General features: G+C 62.3%; 17 protein-coding genes. 9 read left to right on the top strand and 8 right to left on the bottom strand.

The features are described from left to right. The first annotated feature begins 12 nt into the window (after positions 1-12). A complete protein-coding gene (locus IAG25_RS01630; RefSeq protein ID WP_187603214.1) occupies positions 13-1,353 on the top strand; it encodes an SLC13 family permease in 1,341 nt (446 codons plus the stop codon). 20 nt (positions 1,354-1,373) lie between these two features. After that, complete coding sequence (locus IAG25_RS01625; RefSeq protein WP_187603213.1) at positions 1,374-3,125, top strand: SulP family inorganic anion transporter; 1,752 nt, start codon at positions 1,374-1,376, stop codon at positions 3,123-3,125. Positions 3,126-3,136: 11 nt separating this feature from the next. Here the strand turns inward: IAG25_RS01625 and IAG25_RS01620 are convergent, their stop codons facing one another. The 3 genes from IAG25_RS01620 to IAG25_RS01610 form a co-directional block, all read right to left on the bottom strand. Then, positions 3,137-3,520 (bottom strand): RT0821/Lpp0805 family surface protein, encoded by a 384-nt coding sequence (locus tag IAG25_RS01620; protein WP_187603212.1) that lies wholly within the window; start codon positions 3,518-3,520, stop codon positions 3,137-3,139. Positions 3,521-3,582: 62 nt separating this feature from the next. Next, positions 3,583-4,578: a LysR family transcriptional regulator gene (locus tag IAG25_RS01615; protein WP_187603211.1), complete on the bottom strand. Its 996-nt coding sequence runs from the start codon at positions 4,576-4,578 to the stop codon at positions 3,583-3,585. 242 nt (positions 4,579-4,820) lie between these two features. Continuing rightward, the gene (locus IAG25_RS01610) at positions 4,821-5,522 is read right to left on the bottom strand and encodes a CBS domain-containing protein (protein WP_222946371.1); all 702 of its coding nucleotides are present in this window, start codon (positions 5,520-5,522) and stop codon (positions 4,821-4,823) included. Positions 5,523-5,787: 265 nt separating this feature from the next. Here IAG25_RS01610 and IAG25_RS01605 point away from each other — a divergent pair, with 265 nt between their 5' ends. Further along, positions 5,788-7,371 (top strand): DUF3300 domain-containing protein, encoded by a 1,584-nt coding sequence (locus IAG25_RS01605; protein WP_187603704.1) that lies wholly within the window; start codon positions 5,788-5,790, stop codon positions 7,369-7,371. Between the two features lie 11 nt (positions 7,372-7,382). Next, the gene (locus tag IAG25_RS01600) at positions 7,383-8,297 is read left to right on the top strand and encodes a DUF2950 domain-containing protein (RefSeq protein ID WP_187603209.1); all 915 of its coding nucleotides are present in this window, start codon (positions 7,383-7,385) and stop codon (positions 8,295-8,297) included. A 25-nt stretch (positions 8,298-8,322) separates the two neighbouring features. Here the strand turns inward: IAG25_RS01600 and IAG25_RS01595 are convergent, their stop codons facing one another. Next, a complete protein-coding gene (locus tag IAG25_RS01595) occupies positions 8,323-9,147 on the bottom strand; it encodes a GGDEF domain-containing protein (protein WP_187603208.1) in 825 nt (274 codons plus the stop codon). 289 nt (positions 9,148-9,436) lie between these two features. Here IAG25_RS01595 and IAG25_RS01590 point away from each other — a divergent pair, with 289 nt between their 5' ends. Together IAG25_RS01590 and IAG25_RS01585 are read left to right on the top strand one after the other, a co-directional pair. Further along, positions 9,437-10,060 (top strand): glutathione S-transferase family protein, encoded by a 624-nt coding sequence (locus IAG25_RS01590; protein WP_187603207.1) that lies wholly within the window; start codon positions 9,437-9,439, stop codon positions 10,058-10,060. A 103-nt stretch (positions 10,061-10,163) separates the two neighbouring features. After that, positions 10,164-10,631, top strand: a complete 468-nt coding sequence (locus IAG25_RS01585) for a YybH family protein (RefSeq protein WP_187603206.1) — start codon at positions 10,164-10,166, stop codon at positions 10,629-10,631. A 5-nt stretch (positions 10,632-10,636) separates the two neighbouring features. Here the strand turns inward: IAG25_RS01585 and IAG25_RS01580 are convergent, their stop codons facing one another. Then, positions 10,637-11,074 carry a hypothetical protein gene (locus IAG25_RS01580; protein WP_187603205.1) on the bottom strand — a complete coding sequence of 146 codons (438 nt, stop codon included), beginning with the start codon at positions 11,072-11,074 and terminating at the stop codon, positions 10,637-10,639. Between the two features lie 282 nt (positions 11,075-11,356). On the opposite strand from IAG25_RS01580, the gene IAG25_RS01575 reads away from it, so the two are divergent. Beyond that, positions 11,357-11,779 carry an ACT domain-containing protein gene (locus IAG25_RS01575; protein WP_187603204.1) on the top strand — a complete coding sequence of 141 codons (423 nt, stop codon included), beginning with the start codon at positions 11,357-11,359 and terminating at the stop codon, positions 11,777-11,779. Between the two features lie 52 nt (positions 11,780-11,831). On the opposite strand, the gene IAG25_RS01570 is transcribed toward IAG25_RS01575, so the two are convergent. Together IAG25_RS01570 and IAG25_RS01565 are read right to left on the bottom strand one after the other, a co-directional pair. Continuing rightward, complete coding sequence (locus tag IAG25_RS01570) at positions 11,832-12,323, bottom strand: flavodoxin family protein (RefSeq protein ID WP_187603203.1); 492 nt, start codon at positions 12,321-12,323, stop codon at positions 11,832-11,834. A 28-nt stretch (positions 12,324-12,351) separates the two neighbouring features. Further along, on the bottom strand, positions 12,352-13,902 hold the full coding sequence (locus tag IAG25_RS01565; RefSeq protein WP_187603202.1) for an alpha/beta hydrolase: 1,551 nt from the start codon (positions 13,900-13,902) through the stop codon (positions 12,352-12,354). 116 nt (positions 13,903-14,018) lie between these two features. On the opposite strand from IAG25_RS01565, the gene IAG25_RS01560 reads away from it, so the two are divergent. After that, complete coding sequence (locus tag IAG25_RS01560; protein ID WP_187603201.1) at positions 14,019-15,389, top strand: FAD-dependent oxidoreductase; 1,371 nt, start codon at positions 14,019-14,021, stop codon at positions 15,387-15,389. Between the two features lie 9 nt (positions 15,390-15,398). On the opposite strand, the gene IAG25_RS01555 is transcribed toward IAG25_RS01560, so the two are convergent. Beyond that, on the bottom strand, positions 15,399-16,244 hold the full coding sequence (locus IAG25_RS01555) for a glutathione S-transferase family protein (RefSeq protein ID WP_309243903.1): 846 nt from the start codon (positions 16,242-16,244) through the stop codon (positions 15,399-15,401). A 172-nt stretch (positions 16,245-16,416) separates the two neighbouring features. On the opposite strand from IAG25_RS01555, the gene IAG25_RS01550 reads away from it, so the two are divergent. Then, positions 16,417-17,814, top strand: a complete 1,398-nt coding sequence (locus IAG25_RS01550; RefSeq protein ID WP_187603200.1) for an LLM class flavin-dependent oxidoreductase — start codon at positions 16,417-16,419, stop codon at positions 17,812-17,814. The last annotated feature ends 111 nt before the right edge of the window (positions 17,815-17,925 follow it).

The following is a 17,925-nucleotide window of genomic DNA, read 5'->3' as shown; positions in this document are numbered from 1 at the left end:
CGCGGGCCCATCATGAGCGACTGGCAAATCTATCTCGTCGTCGGCGTGTTCTCGGTGGTGATCCTCGTGATCGCCTTCGATCTGATCGACATGGCCGTCGCCGCGCTCGTCGGCACGAGCGTGCTGATCGCGCTCGGCATCATCGACGAACAGGATCTGCTCGCGACCGCGCGAACCGCGGCGGGGCCGCTCAGCCTGCTGTTCGGCGGCATGGTCGTCGCGCGCATACTGGCGACCACCGGCCTCTTCGATCTCGTCGGCGATTACTATCTCAGGGCCACGGCGGGCAGCGGCAAGCGCTTTCTGCTCCTGCTGATCGTGATCGTCGCCCCGCTGTGCGCGCTGCTTCCCAATGCGACGACGGTGATCCTGCTCGCTCCGATCATCATTCGCGTCGCCCGTGCGCTCGACATCGACATCGTGCCGCCGATGATCCTGACCGCCCTCCTCAGCAACGCCGCCGGCCTGCTGACGCTCGTCGGCGACCCGGCGACCTTTCTCGTCGGCAGTTCGATCGGCATGAGCTTCGGCGAGTATCTGAAGCGTGCGAGCCTCGGCGGCCTGCTCGCGATCGGCGTGGTGATTCCGCTCCTGCCCGTTCTGATGCGCGGCATCTGGCGCAGCGTCAAGCCCCTGCCGCCCCGCACTTCTCGGGCCAAACTGAAGCGGCCGCTCTACGCCGCGCTGGCGGTCCTCGTGCTCGCGCTCATGATGGTGCTTTTCGTGCTCGGCGAGGAGTTGCCCACGCGCATCGTGCCGCCCGTGGTCGCGGTGATCGCCAGCGCGCTTGCGCTGCTCGTCGCGTACGCGTTCAAGGTCGAGCCCACCGATCGCGTGCTGCGCGATGTCGACTGGAAGACGCTGCTTTTTTTGGCCTGCATCTTCTGTCTCGTGCAGGGCATGGCGAAGACCGGCCTGCTGCAGGTCATGTCGCTCAAGCTATACGAGGTGTTCGGCACACGCCTCACGCTCGTCGCGCTCGCGATGATCTGCGGGATCGGACTGCTTTCTTCGCTGCTCGCGAACGTGCCGGTCGCGGCCGCGTCCATCCTGATGGTCAAGGGCTATCTCGTCACGGCGGAATTCGTGCCGGAATCGGCCTTGTCGGACCAGTTCACGCAGTGGCCCGCGCCGGTCATTCCCGTCTTCATCGCGATGATGTACGGCGCGACGCTCGGAGGTAACGCGACGCTCGTCGGTTCCGCCGCGAATGTCGTGGCTGCGGGAATCTGCACGCAGGAAGGCGCGCCGATCAGCTTCGGCCGGTTCCTGCGCTATGGCCTTCCGGTGACGCTATGTCAGCTCGCGATCACGGCGGCATACGTCGTCGTGCTTGCGCGCTTTCTTCATTGAACGTTCGACGATGCCGATCCATGCAGACTGATCACACGCCCCGGTCGCGACAGGTCGTCACCGGCACGGTGCAGCGCTGGATGCGCCATCTGCCGATTGTCGCGATGTTCGGGAGCTATCGCGCCGGGTGGCTGAAGAACGACATCATCGCCGGCCTCGTGCTGACGACGATGCTCGTGCCGGTCGGCATCGCGTACGCGGAGGCGTCGGGCGTGCCCGGCGTCTGCGGTCTGTACGCGACGATCGTGCCTCTGCTCGCCTACGCGATCTTCGGTCCGAGCCGGATTCTCGTGCTCGGTCCCGACTCGGCGCTCGCCGCGCCCGTCCTCGCGGTCGTCGTGATCGGCGCGTCGGGCGATCCTTCGCGCGCCATCGCAGTCGCGGGCATGATGGCGATCGTGTCGGGCGTCGTCTGCATCGTCTTCGGCCTGCTCAAGCTCGGCTTCGTCACGGAGTTGCTGTCCAAGCCGATCCGTTACGGCTACATGAACGGCATCGCGCTGACAGTGCTGATCAGCCAGTTGCCCAAGCTCTTCGCGATCTCCATCGAGGACCGCGGACCGCTGCGCGATCTGTTTGAACTTGTCAAAGCCATCGCGGCCGGGCAATCCAACTGGAGCAGCTTTGCCGTGGGCGCAGGCAGTCTCGCGCTCATCCTGCTGCTGAAGCGCTTCGACAAGGTGCCGGGAATTCTGATCGCGGTCGTGCTCGCGACCCTGTGCGTCATGGTGTTTCATCTCGACCGCGAAGGTGTGAAGGTGCTCGGGACGATTCCTCAGGGATTGCCCGCGTTGTCGCTGCCGTGGGCGAACGGCGCGGATATCGTCCGGATCGTGCTCGGCGGTTGCGCCGTGGCGCTGATCGCGTTCGCGGACACGAGCGTGCTGTCGCGCACCTTCGCGGCACGCGCCAACATGCGAGTCGATCCGAATCAGGAAATGATCGGGCTGGGCGTCGCCAATCTCGCGACCGGGCTTTTCCAGGGCTTTCCGATCAGCAGCAGTTCGTCGCGCACGCCGGTCGCCGAAGCGGCGGGCGCGCGCACGCAGGTGACGGGCATCGTCGGCGCGCTCGCCGTCGCGGCCGTCTTGCTCGCCGCGCCGAATCTTCTGCGGCATCTGCCCAATAGCGCGCTCGCGGCCGTCGTGATCGCGGCGGCGATCGGCCTCTTCGAATTCAGCGATCTGAAGCGCATCTATCGTATCCAGCAATGGGAGTTCTGGCTTTCCGTGTGCTGCTTCGTCGGCGTTGCCGTGTTCGGCGCGATACCCGGCATCTGCATCGCCGTGGTGATCGCGGTCATCGAGTTCCTATGGGACGGCTGGCGCCCGCACTTCGCGGTGCTCGGCCGTGTGGAGGGATTGCGCGGCTATCACGACCTGAAGCGCTACCCCAACGCGGAACAGATTCCGGGACTACTGCTGTTTCGCTGGGATGCGCCGCTCTTCTTCGCAAACGCAGAGCTGTTTCAGCAGCGTGTGATCGAAGCGGTGAATCAAGCACCGACGCCGGTGAAGCGCGTCCTCGTCACTGCCGAGCCGGTGACGAGCGTCGATGTGACGTCCGCCGACATGCTGCGCGAGCTGCATCGCGCGTTGAGAGAACGCGGTATCGAGCTGCATTTCGCCGAGATGAAAGACCCCGTCCGCGACAAGCTCAGACGCTTCGAGTTGACGTCGATTTTTCCCGACGCGTGCTTTCATCCGACCATCGGCAGCGCGGTCGATGCGTATCGCGCCGCCGCGCGCGCGCATCGCACATCTTCGATCTGAGGGTCGGCGCGTCATTGCTTCTCGATGCGCCACTCCGCGCCCCCTTTCTTGCACGCGGTCGGCGTCCAGGTCTGCGTCTGTCCCTTCGCGACCGCGACGAGCGTGACTTTGCGGCACGTCCCGCCGTCGCGCTTCACGGTGTCGCGCGGCGTGACCGTGCCTTCGATATGCACCGTGTTACCCGTGCCATTGTTGTTCCATTTGATCGACTGGCCGTCCTTCTTCGTATCGAGCGCTTCCTGAGCGGCGCGATTGAGCGCCTTGCGGTCGGCGGGCTTCATATAGCTGATCGGCGTGTCCTTGAGGAAGTTCAGGTTCGCAGCATGGGCGCATGTGCATGACAACAACAGTCCGGCAAGAACGCGACCTGTGAAACCACGTGGGTTCACCTTCATGTCCGCCTCCGTTCATAGCATTAGGCCGATCTAAAACAACTATTCATTTATTTCGTTATCCGTCAGATCGCATTCGCTGCGACGCTTATCGCATCAGGAAGCGATCGCGGTTGCTGCAGAGCCGACGTGTCGATGTCTTCAGTTCGCCGATTCGAGACTGCCAGTTCCCGGCTCAGATAGTCCAGTGCATATTCGATGAACGCGCACGTCTTGCGAGGCAAATGCTGACGCGCCGGATAGGCAATGAAGATATGCATGTCGGGCTCGTCGATCGAATAGTCCGGCAACAGGCGAACGAGTATGCCGTCGTCGAGATCCGTCTGCACCACGCCTCTTGGCAGGATCGAGAACCCGATGCTGTGCAGCGTCGCGAGACGAGCCAGAAACCAGTTATCGACCGAGTACGCCGGTGCGAGCGTGACTTCATCCACGATGCCGTGACGGTCACGGAAATTCCAGGTCTGACTGCGTATCTCCTCTTGCAATCCGACCGACGACAGGCTGCGCAACTCTCCCGGCGTGGCAGGAAAGCCATGCTCGCGCAGAAATGCCGGCGTGGCCACAGGGACAAACGCATTGACGCCGACCGTCCGCTTGACGACCGCGGTGTCATCCGCCATTCCCGTGACAATGCCAACATCAAATCCATTTTCGACGAAATGGACATGCCGCTCGGCAAGCGTCAGCCGTACCGTTACGCTCGGATAGCGCTTTCGGAACCCGTCGACGAGTTGAGTCAAGGTGAACTGTGAAACCACGGTCGAAGCGACGACGCGCAACGCGCCGCTGAGTTCGTCTTCCGTACGCGCGATGGTAGACCCGAGATGATCCAGCTCCTCCAGAAATGTGCGACATCCTTCGAGGTAGCGCGCGCCAGCTTCGGTCAGTGATACCCTGCGGGTGGTGCGATTGATCAACCGGGTTTTCAGCCGCGCCTCGAGCGAGGCGATCGCGCGACTGATCAACGCGTTGGAGACCCGTAGTTGTCGAGCGGTACTGTGGAAACTTTCCGTATCCGCTACGCGCACAAAGACACGCATCGCATGAATCTCGTTCATTTGATCGCCCTCAATGCGCGGAATTGTCTTGCCTGCGTATTACATAGTTTGCTGCGCACCGCGAAAGCAATATCGGACCACGCCAACTATTTCAATCTCTCAAAGTAGATAGTTGATTGTTCATCGTTTGTCACTGGTTTTTTGTGCGGCTCGTCAAGCGCCGACCGACAACGCGACTGACACTCGCGCACCTGTCGTGGACAGTTTCGCGCGATCGACGCTAATAAAGAAGTTCGTCTTTGCTAGCGCGACGACGAATCGGACGGCGGAAGCCCGAAGTGCGTCTTGACGTCTCTCACGCCCGGCACGTTCTCGGCTGCGACGCGAATCGCGTTGCCTTCTTCCGGACGAACGACCGGCCCCCAGAGATGCACGGTTCCGTTTTCGACGGTGACGTTTTCCCGCGCGAGCGCCCAGGGATGATCCTTCATGGCCGCGAGTACGTCTTCGCGAATGGCGTTATCGCCGCTCTCCGCCGCCGTGGACACGTCGGGCGCCATGGTCACGAGCGCGCGAATCAGGTTGGCCCGGCTTACCACGCCCACGACCTTTCCGTCGCGCATGACCGGCACGCGCTTGATACGCCGACGCTCGAGCAACTCGGCGATATCGGCGACGGGACATGTTTCGGTCACCGTCGAGACGTCGGTCGTCATCACATCTTCGACCTTCCTCGCGTGTTCCTTCACATACTGGCTCGCGAGTTCAGTCGTGGACGCGGCAAGCTCGAGCCACCACGAGGGCTGTTTGACGCCCGTCCCGATCTCCGCGCGACGCATCAGATCGCCTTCCGTAACCATGCCGAGCAGCCTGCCGGACGCGTCGACCACAGGCATCCCGCTGATGCCGGCGAACACCATCATTCCCGCAGCGTGCCGTATCGACATGTCCGGGCTGGCCGTAATGATCGAAGTCGTCATGATGTCGGAAGCTCGCACGTTCATCTCCTTCAGGGAAGTCATCGCGGTCCGCTACGTCACTCCCGTCACAAGAGAGCAGACGGCTTCTTTGGTCACAGTATGCGAACACCAGAGTGAATTCAAGGAACTGGACGCGTGCGTGTCTCAACGAGACGATGTGTCGGCGATAACCTGACAGACACGACCACCCGACCTATGCTGATAGTGTGGCCGCTCACCCGACACGACGAGCCAGACCATTATTCACTGAGCGACCGTATTGCCGACAACGGACTGAACGGGGGTGGTCATGACGACATGGAGTGGACGGCTCCTTAGCGCAAGCCTCCTCGTCTTGCTGACAGGCTGCCCTTCGAAACAACAGGATCAGCCGGCTCAGAGTCAGTCCGCATCAACGCCCGCTCCAGCTTCGGCAGCAGCCCCTGCCTCCGTCGCGGCGCCGGCCTCGGAGGTCGCTCCGGCCTCCGCTGCGGCGTTGCCTCCGTTGCCCGCCTCGACGTCCCAGCCTTCGGCTCAACAATATCCGCCCGAGGAACTGGAGGCGCTGGTCGCGCCCATCGCGCTCTATCCCGATTCGCTGTTGTCGCAGGTGCTGATGGCCTCGACGTATCCGCTGGAAATCGTGCACGCCGGCCGGTGGGTCAAAGCGCATCCGGACGTGAAGGGCGACGCCGCGGTAAAGGCCGTCCAGAATGAGACATGGGACGTCAGCGTCAAATCCCTGGTGGCGTTTCCGCAGGTGCTCGTACCGATGAACGACAAGCTGGACTGGACCCAGCGACTCGGAGATGCCTTTCTCGCTCAGCCAAACGACGTGCTCGCCGCGGTGCAGCGCCTGAGGATTCGCGCGCAGGATTCCGGACATCTGAAGTCGACCCCGCAGCAGAAAGTGAGTGTCGAACCACGTTCCGCCACGAGCCAGACCGGCCAGCCGGGTCAGGCACCTCCCACGCAAAATATCGTGCGCATCGAACCTGCCGACCCGCAGGTCATCTATGTGCCCTCCTACAATCCGACCGTCGTGTATGGCGCCTGGCCCGCCCCGGCCTACCCGCCGACGTACTGGCCGCCGCCACCGGCCTATTACCCCGGAGCCGCCCTCGCGAGTGGATTCGCGTGGGGCCTGGGCATCGCCGCGGCGGGCGCGATCTTCAGCAATTGCAACTGGAACAACAACGACGTCAACGTCAACATCAACAAGGCGACGAACATCGACCGCAACTTCGATCGCACCAAGGTCCAAGGCGGCGGCAAGTGGCAGCATGACGCGGGGCACCGCCAGGGCGTTGCCTATCGCGATAACGCGACGCGCGACAAGTACTCACGCGGCGTGCAAGGCGCCGATGCGCGACGCGACTATCGCGGACGCACCGGCGCTACGCCCGAGCGCGTGAGCACGGCGGATCGGTCGGCGGCACGCAACCAGGGAGCCGCTAACCGGACGGGCCGCGCAAACAACGCGAACGTCGCCAACCGCGCCGGCGCAAATACCGCGGGCGCGAGCAATCGCGCGAACACGCCCAATCGTCAGGCGGCGGCGGGCAATCGAGCGAATACGCCTAATCGTCAGGCGGCGGCGGGCAATCGTCCTCAGACCGCCAATCGGGCGGCTCAAATGCCGGATCGCGCTCAATCGCCCGCCCGTGGCGGCGCAGCGAGCGCGCAGGCAGGCAATCGAGGGGCATACGCCGGCGGCGCGCGCGACACCGCATTTCAGGGCGTCGGAGGCGGGGGTGGTGCGGCGCAACGCGATTTCAACCGTGGACAGTCGAGCGTCCAGTCGTCGAACTTCAATCGTGGCGGCGGTGGCGGCGCGCGTCATGGCGGTGGCGGCGGCGGTGGCGGCGGTGGGCGTGGCGGCGGACGGCGATGAGGAGAGCGATCATGAAAAGACTACCTGAGATTCGCGCGCTCCTCGCCGTGGCCGGAACCACGATGATCGTCGCGCTTACGCTTGCCGTCATCCCGGTTCCGGCGATAAGCGCGCAGAAGTTCTTCCAGACACCCGATGCAGCGATGAACGCCTTCGGAACCGCGATCGCCGACAACGACGAAGGCGAACTCAAGGCTTTGCTGGGCGCCGACTTTCGCGACGTGATTCCTTCGGTCGGCGCGGACCTCCGCAGCAAGTTCCTGACCGCGTGGCAGGCTTCCCACGCGATCAAGACGACCGACAGCGACCACGCCCGGATCGTCGTCGGCAACGATGGCTGGACGCTGCCCATCCCGCTCGTGAAAACACAGCGAGGCTGGGAATTCGACATGCGCGCAGGCGCCGACGAGATGCGCCTTCGGCAGATCGGACGCAACGAGCTTGCCGTGATCCAGACGATGCTCGCCATCTACGATGCCCAACGTGACTACGCATCGAAGTATCACGACGGCAACAAGGTCTATGTCTACGCCGACAAGTTCGCCAGCAGCAACGGCAAGCACGACGGACTGTATTGGCCGACCAGCACCGATGAAGAACCGAGCCCGCTCGGTCCGGCCTTCCTGACGGCCGGCGCCCGTGCGAGATCGGAGGGTGGCTACTACGGCTATCACTACAAGCTGCTCCGCGCCCAGGGGTCTCACGCACCGGGCGGCGCATACGACTATATGGTCAACGGCCGTCTGTTCGGCGGCTTTGCCGTGATCGCGTGGCCCGCCCATTATGGGGAAACCGGCATCAAGAGCTTTATGGTCAGTCACGACGGACAGGTCTATGAACGCGATCTTGGCCCGGACGGTGCGAAAAAGGCGCAGGCGATGAAGTCGTTCGATCCCGGACCGGGTTGGGAAAAGGAGTCGCCCTGAAGCGCTGCCTTGCCTACAGTAACGCTCAAGTCGTTACAGCGGCTTCGCCCAATGCGATAGCGCATACGCGATTGCGGCCAGCCATTTTGGCGGCGTACATCTGCGCGTCGGCCGCTTCGACCAGGCGGATCGGCGCGAAGTCGTCATCCGGATCGCATGTCGCAGCACCGATGGATACCGTGATGCATTGATCCTTGCCCGTGAGGAGCGGAAGCTTCATGCCCTGCACTTCCGTCCTGATCGCATCGGCCATCGCCGATGCTGCTTCGGCCGTCACCTTGGGCAAGACCACCACGAATTCTTCACCGCCGTACCGGCTGACAAAGTCGACGGACCGACGAGCCACCCGCTGAACACAGTGCGCGACCGCGATGAGCACCTCGTCGCCGGCAGCATGTCCGAGCGTGTCATTGAATCGCTTGAAGTGGTCGATGTCGATGAAAAGGACGGAAAGAGGCGAGCCACGTTCCCGCGCCTTGTCCCACTCCTGAGCAAGATGCAGTTCGAGGCTGCGGCGATTGGCAAGCCCGGTAAGCGGGTCGGTCGATGATAAGCGCCTGAGCTTGGTCTCCTTGCTGACCTGCTCACGAAGCATGAATGCAAGGAGCCAGGAGGCGCAAACAGCAACGAACCCAAGCGTCACCGCGAGCACGAGCACCGTTGCATCGCCGAGACTCATCTGTACCGCATCGAGCATTAAGGTCATCAAACCAATCGCAAGACCGGTGCCAAGGACCCCGATGATCATCGGGTGCACGCCGAGAATCTGCGCAGTCCGGCTTAAAACGACTTGCGTGCTGACGCCCGTATAACTTCTGGCCGGCGAGCTGCGGGGATGACGCGTTGCCATGACTCGAATCTCTTCAAGTGCCGGGCCCTGATGGGTACCGGGACCGTCACGCTGCTTTGGATATTTTTGGCCTGGGCAATGGTTGACGGATCAAGCAAATAATAATTGGTCCGTTGGACCGAATCCGCGACAAGTCGCCGCAAGAATGCGTAAAACAGGCCTTACTAGAGAACTACATCAGGTCGTCCACGAATCGGACTGAAGCGGCGGTATCGCGCAAAACTGTGCATTGCGTTCGCATCGAAACGCGGTCTACAGTGACGCGAACCCTCCGCTTTCAGGACTCTCCATGCTCAACATCCTGGGTAAGGCTTCGTCGATCAATGTGCGCAAGGTGCTATGGACCTGCACCGAGTTGCACCTGCCTTTCGAGAGAGAGGATTGGGGCAGCGGATTCAGGTCCACGCTGACGCCCGATTTTCTTGCGTTGAATCCGAACGGCCAGGTGCCCGTGCTGAAGGACGATGACTTCATTCTGTGGGAGTCAAACTCCATCATCCGATACCTTGCGTCACGCTACGATGGTCTGCACCTGTATCCAGCGGAGCCGAAGATGCGTGCCCGTGTCGACCAGTGGATGGATTGGCAAGCAACAGACTTGAACCGCTCGTGGAGCTACGCGTTCCTTGCGCTGGTTCGGCAGTCGCCGACACACCGCGCGGCGGAAGAGACCGCCCAATCGATCGCTGCATGGAACAGAAACATGGAGATACTGAACGGACAGTTAAATGCAACTGAAGCGTTCGTAGCGGGAGAGCGATTCTCCCTCGCCGATATTCCGATTGCGCTTTCCGTGAATCGCTGGCTTGAAACGCCGTTCGACCATCCGGCGTTGCCCGCCGTATCCGCGTATCTGGAACGTCTTTTCGACCGGCCCGGCTTCGCTCAATACTGCCGAAACGGCGTGCCTTGACCAGCGAACTGGACTTCGTGTTTGTGCATCGACAGTAGTGCCGTGTCCTGCGATTACCTGCGGAATCCTAACGATCCCGCGCACGCATAAAAGAGGAGCCGAAATGACTCGACGGATACTCCGCATCGCCACGGTCGGCGTTATCTTCACCGCACTCTCTTGCGCGCTGAACGCAGCGACAGTCAACGATGATCCCGCGAGCACCATCCGCTCCGCTCTGACACAGTGGCGCGAAGATTTCAACGCTCGACGTGCCGCGCATATCTGCGACCTCTTCGCGCCCGATCTTCGTTACGATTTCTACGGCGCGCCCGAGCGTTCCTATCCGATGTTATGTGCCCGTCTGCACCACGCGCTGGCCGACCCTGCGCAAACGCTTCGTTACGACCTCACGATCAAGGAGATCATCGTCTCCGGCGACCTCGCGATCGTGCGCCTGACATGGAGATCGATCGTTACCAAGGACGGCAAGCAGGAGTCCAACGATGAGACGGGCCTCGACGTATTCGGCCGCCAGCCTGACGGTAGCTGGAAGATCATCCGTTATATTGCTTACCCTGAAAAAGACTGAGTGCTTTACACCGATTCGTTGCGATCGGACGGACCGAACCGTGCGTCGCCGCGGCGCAATGCATCGCTCAAAGGCACACACTGCGTGATGCCCGAGCTACGCGCCTCTTCCATTTCACGTTCATCGACACCCACCGCGACCACGCGGTGCGCGGGCGTCGCGAGCGTATGAAGCGCCACCTCATAGCGCGAGATGCATGCGCTCGATGACAGGATCGATGAGAAGTATGTAATGCCGTCGTCACCGAGAGTTTCGCTGATGGCGTCGTTCAGCGTCTCCGCGTTGAGCTCGCTCATGAGCAGCAGCGGATAACCGTCGTCCCGCACGCTTTGCAGGAAGCGCTTGAGCGCGGCGCTCTGCTCGTATCTCACTGCCGGCTTCGTGTCTTCGACAGTGCTGGTCCATACGGGGTCCATGTTCGCTACGATCGCGTCGATTGCCATTGCTTGCCTCTCAGAATCGTTGAATGCGTGCACGTCGCCGTGGGCCGGCTCGTTTGACGTCGACAAAAAATATAAGGTCCCAAAAATATTTACACTATTTAGTATTTATCGCCGACCTATAAGTTTTTGCTTATTCCACGGATGACAACACCGCACAACCGAGGCCGCAGGCTCCTGATGCGTAACCGCCAGTCTTCGCGCGTCGCTTAACTCGGTTTCTTGTTCGCACGCGATCGATGAACTAGATTTTGATTTGCAATGCGATTGTCGGGAGAAATTGCCATGGAACTGCACGTCGAACGTGTCGATGTCTGGGCCGCCACCATCGATGACAAACCGGGCGGCCTTGCACAGGTGTTGAATGCATTGCGCGATGCTGGCGTCGATCTGCAATTCGTCGTCGCGCGGCGCACGCCTGAAGCATCGGGTAAGGGCGTCGTATTCGTCGCACCATTGCAGGGCGAAAGCGAGATCCGTGCCGCTACGCAGGCGGGATTCAGCGTGACTCCGAGCCTTCACTCCGTCCGTGTGATGGGTATGGATCAACTGGGAATCGTCGCGCGAGTAACTCAAATGCTTGCCGATGGTGGCGTCAACCTTCGCGGTGTGTCCGCCGCGGTGCTTGGCTCACAGTTCATCGCCTATATCGCCGTCGATTCCTTGCAGGATACCGAGACGGCGATGGACATCTTGCAGAGGGCCTGAACCGCTCATATCGAACCGCCGGGTTGTCGCGCCTCTAAAGGTCGATGCGACGCTAGAACACGCCGAGCGAAAGACCGGCCGCCAATCCCGCGCCAAGCTCCGCGCAGCGCGCAAGATCGGCGCTACCGATGACCTTGCGCGCCAGAATGCGCTCTGGCGTCTGTGCATGCGTACAGACGATGATTCCCGGCGCCACCGCGTTTAGACGCCATCCCAGTGCGATACGTTCGATCTGGCGCAACGCGCCTTGTCCATCGCTACCTGCGCAGATCATCGCCGCGTAGGGACGGCCGTTCAGGCGATCGAGCGCCGTGTAGTAGCAGCGATCGAAGAAGTCCTTCATCAGACCCGACATCGTCGCGAGATTTTCCGGCGTTGCGAACAGGTAACCATCGGCCGAAAGGACGTCTTCCGGGCCTGTTTCTATGGCCTGCTTCAAATTGACCGAGACACCGGATTGTTCTCGCGCGGCGGCAGCGGCCGCCTCGGCCATTTGTTGCGTGCCGCCGGTCATCGTGTGATAGACGATCAACAATGTCTTCATAACTAGTCTGTGTGCCCTCCATTCGCACTTAGGCCGCAAGACTTTCGACGAACTGCCTGACGTTGTCCAGGACAGGTCGTTGATCTCCGGCGAAAGCCCAGTGATCCGCCCCATCGAGTTCGACGAATCGCGCATGCGCGATATGGCTGGCGAGATGGCGGCCCGCGCCGATGCGAACGGCGCGGTCGTCGTAACGGTGCAGCACCAGCGTCGGGACGGAAATCCGGCCCAGAAGATGCCGCACATCCATATCGCGCAACGCCTCCAGCACGCCCTTGATGGCTCCCGGGCTCGACGCAGCCCGAAGCATGCCTGCCCACCACGCTCTCGCCTGAGGATCGCCGGACAGGCTCGGCGCGAATGTCTCAATGCCCGCAGGCCCGCCCCAGCTTGCAATGAGTTGCCGCAGCCACTCGTCATACTGATCTGCCAGCAGCGCGTGGCGATAGTCATGCGTCGCGGTCCCTTTCGCCAGGGAGCCGAACAGAATGAGGCCGGCGACGCGATCGGGGTGATCGACGGCAAACTTGATGCACGCCGGCCCGCCCTCCGACGCGCCGAACAGAACGACCCGACGGCTGCCGGCGGCGTCGAGTACCGTGCCGATGTCCTGCGCGGTTGCGTCGACGCCGGGATTGAACCCAACGCGATCGGAGAGTCCGACACCGCGACGATCGAGCAGGATGAGACGGCCCATGCTGGCGAGGGCGGACAGAAACGCCCGGCAACGCGGCTCCTCCCACACCCGCTCGACATGGGAGACGAAACCGGGCAGAAGCAGAACATCGATCCGGCCGACGCCGTAGGTCTGGTACGCGAGATGGACGCCACCGCCGCTCACGTAGCGCGTCGACGGCGGATCGTCGATGGTCAACGTTGCGCTGTCGCTCAGCAGCGCGCGCGTCTCGGATTCGGGCGTCACGCAAAGCTCGTCGCGAAGGCGACGTGTCAGCGCCTCGAAGTGCCGCTGGGCCGTGGCCCGGTCTCCGGCAAGCAGAAGGTTGCGGATGAGATGACGGCCGTACACTTCACTGAGCGGATCGAACTCGACAAGACGGCCGGCGTGCGCGGCCGCCGCAGCATAATCACCGGCCGCATTCTTGTCCTGCACCACTCGCTCGAGCGCCTGGATCGCCCGGCCCCGCAACGCTTCGCGGCGAAAGAAAGCCCACTCGTCGAACTCGGGGCAGTCGCCGGGCGAAAAACCCTCGAGAAAGTCGCCCGAATATTCGCGGCACGCCCGCTCGAACTCGCCGCGGTCGCAGGCCTCTTCGAATAGCCGTGAATCCACTCGCAGGTCGATCGATTCCGACCATCGAACCGTCGAGCGGTCGATGGTCAAAACGCTCTCGCCGAGCGCGAGCTGGAGACGATGCAACAGACGCCGCAGCCGCGCCCGCACGACTTCTTCGGAGCCTTCCGGCCACAGCATCGTGGCGAAGGCGTCGCGCCCGACCGGCGTCTTCGCTTCGGCCAGATAGACCAGCAGAGCCAGGCCCTTGCGCAAGGCCAGCTGGCACGGCCGGCCGTCCCGACGAATCTCCGGAAATCCAAGCGTTCGCACGCTGAACAAAGCCATGAAGGAAGCTCTCGACGACGGCGTCCGGGGGACGCTCAGGGGACGACGCAATCCTAGCATTTGCCTGCAGACGATGGCCGCCGGCTCATCGCGACAGACTGAACTGGAGGATTGCCATGAAGAAACTGGGCGAGCATGCGATCGTGATCGGCGCCGGCGTAGGTGGGCTTCTGGCCGCCCGCGTACTGTCGGATTTCTATACCAGCGTCACCGTGCTCGAACGCGATGCGTTTCCGGCGACGGACAGCGCGCGCAAGGGCGTGCCGCAGGGTCGTCATACGCACGGGCTACTTGCCCGCGGCAGTGCGATCTTCGAGGAGTTCTTCCCCGGATATAACGATGACGTCGTCGCGCAAAGCGGCGGTCTGATCGGCGATGTAGCCAACGATGTGATCTGGATCGGCCGCAACGTCAGGCTTGCAAACGGCACAAGCGACCTGATCGGTCTGCTTGCGAGCCGTCCGGTGCTCGAAGGCCATCTGCGTCGACGGCTTCTGAGGTTCCCCAACGTGCATGCCATCGAAAATTGCGCTGTGCGGGCGCTTGTCACTGATCCCGCTCGCAAGCGCGTGGCGGGCGTGCGCGCATGTGCCGAGGGCAAGCCGGAAGAGATCATCGAAGCGGACCTTGTCGTCGATGCAACCGGTCGTGGCTCATCCAGTCCCGCGTGGCTCGAAGCGCTCGGCTACCCTTCACCCGCCGATGAGAAGGTCGAGATCGGCATCTGCTATATAACCCGTACTTATCGGCGCAGACCGGGCGATCTCGACGGCAAGCACGGTATCGTCGTCGCGGGCAGCGCGCCGAACTGGCGCAACGGCGTCATGCTCGCACAGGAAAACGAAACCTGGATCGTCAGCGCAGGTGGATATCTTGGCGACGACGCCCCCGACAACGACGCGGGCTTTCTCGCATATCTGGCGACGCTGCCGACCATGGAGATTCATGACGTCGTCGCAAGAGCGGAGCCGCTGACCGATTACAGGCGCTACCGCCACGTTTCCAGCCTGCGCCGGCGGTACGAAAGGCTCGCGCGTTTCCCCGACAATTACCTGGTTTTCGGCGACGCCATCTGCAGCTTCAATCCTGTCTACGGCCAGGGCATGACGGTCGCGGCAGAGGAAGCGCTGACGCTGCATCAATGCCTGCGCGCGGGCTCGACCGGCCTTGCGCGCCGGTTCTTCGGGGCGGCCGCAAGGATCGTCGATATTCCGTGGGACATCGCGGTCGGCAACGATCTCCGCCATCCGGACGTCAAGGGCGCGCGCTCGCCGGCGATGCGTTTCATCAACTGGTACATCGGCAAGCTTCATCTCGCCGCGACACGGGACAGCACGTTGGCGACCGCGTTTCTGAAGGTCGTCAACCTGATGATGCCGCCGTCGTCGCTGTTCAGCCCCGCGATCGTCAGACGCGTCTGGCAGGGTAACCGGCGGCCTGCATCCGTTCATGCGCTCGCCTGCAATCGAACCAACGAGGCGCAATAGCGTGGGCGGTTACTGTCTGGAGCCTGCGGACTGCGCGGACCAGTCGCTGAAGCTGGGCCCGTCGTAAATGGTCTTACGGCTCGCCCATTCCACTTCAGCGACGGTTGCATACGTCACGCCCGGCTCCCACCAGAGCGCGCCCTCCTGCTGGAAAGACGGTCGTCTTTCCATTCGCGCCACCAACGACTCGATCTTGGGCCGAGATGGAGACCGCCACGATAATCGCAGTGGCCGACGTTCGATGAAGTGACACAAACATGCAAGCAGGATGTCCTGAGCGGAAACCACGCCGGCGACGAAACCGTCGTCGACGCTGACGAGCTGCGCCTCGAACCAGTCGAGTAGATGCTGATTGCGAATGGCGCATCGCGCGGCATGTCCGTTCTCTTCATGCCGGACTCCGGACCATTGCAGTTGCGACACCGTCGTCGTCGACACGCCGAAGGTTTGCAACGTGGCGAGAACGAGCTTGTCGTGCCAGCCTTCCGTCGCGCGCACGTAATCAGTCGCAAGCGGCGGCATGCCTTGGGGCACAGGACTCCCCGCATAACTCGACATGAGATAGTCGATGATCACGGCCGAATCCCATAAGGTCAGCTCGCCATCGACCAATGTAGGAACTTGCAGAGTGGGCGCCACCTTCGCACGTTCTTCGGCGCTGGGCGTCGTGTAGGTTTCCTCACGCTCGAAGTCGAGTCCTTTTTCGACGAGCACGATGCGTACGGCACGCGCGAAGGGCGATCCTGTTGTGAAGAAAAGCTTGCGCATGTTTTCCTCCATGACGGATGCACTGCGCGTCCACGCGTTGGCACGGACTGATCGACTCAATGAGTCTGAACCTTCCGACGACAGCACGCCACAGGCAATCGATAAATATTTCGAATGCCTGAAGCTGCCATGTCACGACGATTTCGCCTTAGCTTCTGACAATTCGTCGTTTAGCGCCGGCGCGGTCGTTGCTGATAATCTTCGCTTCACGAATCACAATGGCGCATCGGCGTCGCCTGAATCTCACGCCCGTCCTTCCATGACCAAGAAGCACATCATTCTGAACGCGTTCAACATGAACTGCGTCGGCCATATCAATCATGGTCTCTGGACCCATCCACGCGATCGTTCGACGGACTATCGGAAGCTTTCCTACTGGACCGATCTCGCGAAGCTGCTCGAACGCGGCCTGTTCGACGGACTGTTCATCGCGGATATCGTCGGCGTCTACGACATCTATCGGCAGTCGGTCGATATCACGCTGAAGGAGTCGGTGCAGTTGCCCGTGAACGATCCGATGATGCTCGTCTCCGCGATGGCCGCCGTCACACAGAATCTCGGCTTCGGCATCACGGTGAATCTCTCGTATGAAGCGCCCTATCTGCTCGCGCGGCGCTTCTCGACGCTCGATCATCTGACCGAAGGCCGCATCGGCTGGAACATCGTGACGGGTTATCTCGACAGCGCCGCGCGCGCGATGGGCGGCACCGAAATGATTCCGCACGACGAGCGCTACGACCGCGCCGACGAATATCTCGACGTGCTCTACAAGCTTTGGGAAGGAAGCTGGCAGGACGACGCCGTGCGGCGCGATCGTGAAGGCCGCGTGTTCGCCGATCCCGCGAAAGTCCGCAAGGTTCGGCATCGCGGCCGCTATTACGACGTCGAAGGCTATCACCTGTGCGAGCCTTCGCCGCAGCGCACGCCGGTGCTGTTCCAGGCGGGATCGTCGGGGCGCGGTCAGGCGTTCGCCGTGCGTCACGCCGAATGCGTGTTCGTGTCGAGCCAGAGCAAGGAAGGCACGCGCAAGCTGGTCGACGCGTTGCGCGCGCAGGCGGTCGCGGCCGGACGCGCCGCCAGCGATCTGAAGATCGTCATGGGCATCACCGTGGTGGTCGGCCGCACGCAGCGCGAGGCCGAGGAGAAGTTCGCCGAATACGCGCGGTATGCGAGTCCCGAAGCGGGTTTGGCGCACTTCGCGGCGGGCAGCGGGATCGACTATTCCACTTACGCGCCCGACGACGAACTCGCGCCCCCCGGCGGCCACAAGGGACGCGGCATCGAATCATCGGTGCAGCGCGTGACCGACGGCAAGCGCGGCATCACGGTGCGGCATCTGCTCGACCAGATGCAACTGGGCGGACGCTATACGACCATCGTCGGCGATGCCGTGCAGGTGGTCGACGCGCTGCAATCCTGGGTCGATGAAGCCGGCGTCGACGGCTTCAATCTCGCGCGCACGGTGACGCCGGAAAGCTACGAGGATTTCATCGATCTCGTCATTCCCGAGTTGCAGTCGCGCGGCATCTACAAGACTTCGTATGCGCAGGGAACGCTGCGTGAAAAGCTTTTCGGCGATGGCGCGCGGCTCGGGCCGCGTCACGCGGCCGCGAGCTTTCGCGATCTGTCTGACGCAACGACGACACACGCGCGATGAGTCATTCGATGCCCTGCTCCAGAGCCGCTTCGAGGATGAAGCCCTCTCCGGACGAAGCGAACCCGACGCGATAACCAGCGCGCTGGCTCGCAATCGGCGAAACTCATTCAT

Source organism: Caballeronia sp. EK (assembly GCF_014384845.1).
Lineage (GTDB): Bacteria > Pseudomonadota > Gammaproteobacteria > Burkholderiales > Burkholderiaceae > Caballeronia > Caballeronia jiangsuensis.
Note: the sequence above shows the minus strand (reverse complement) of the source record. Positions and strands in the feature narration are given on the sequence as shown.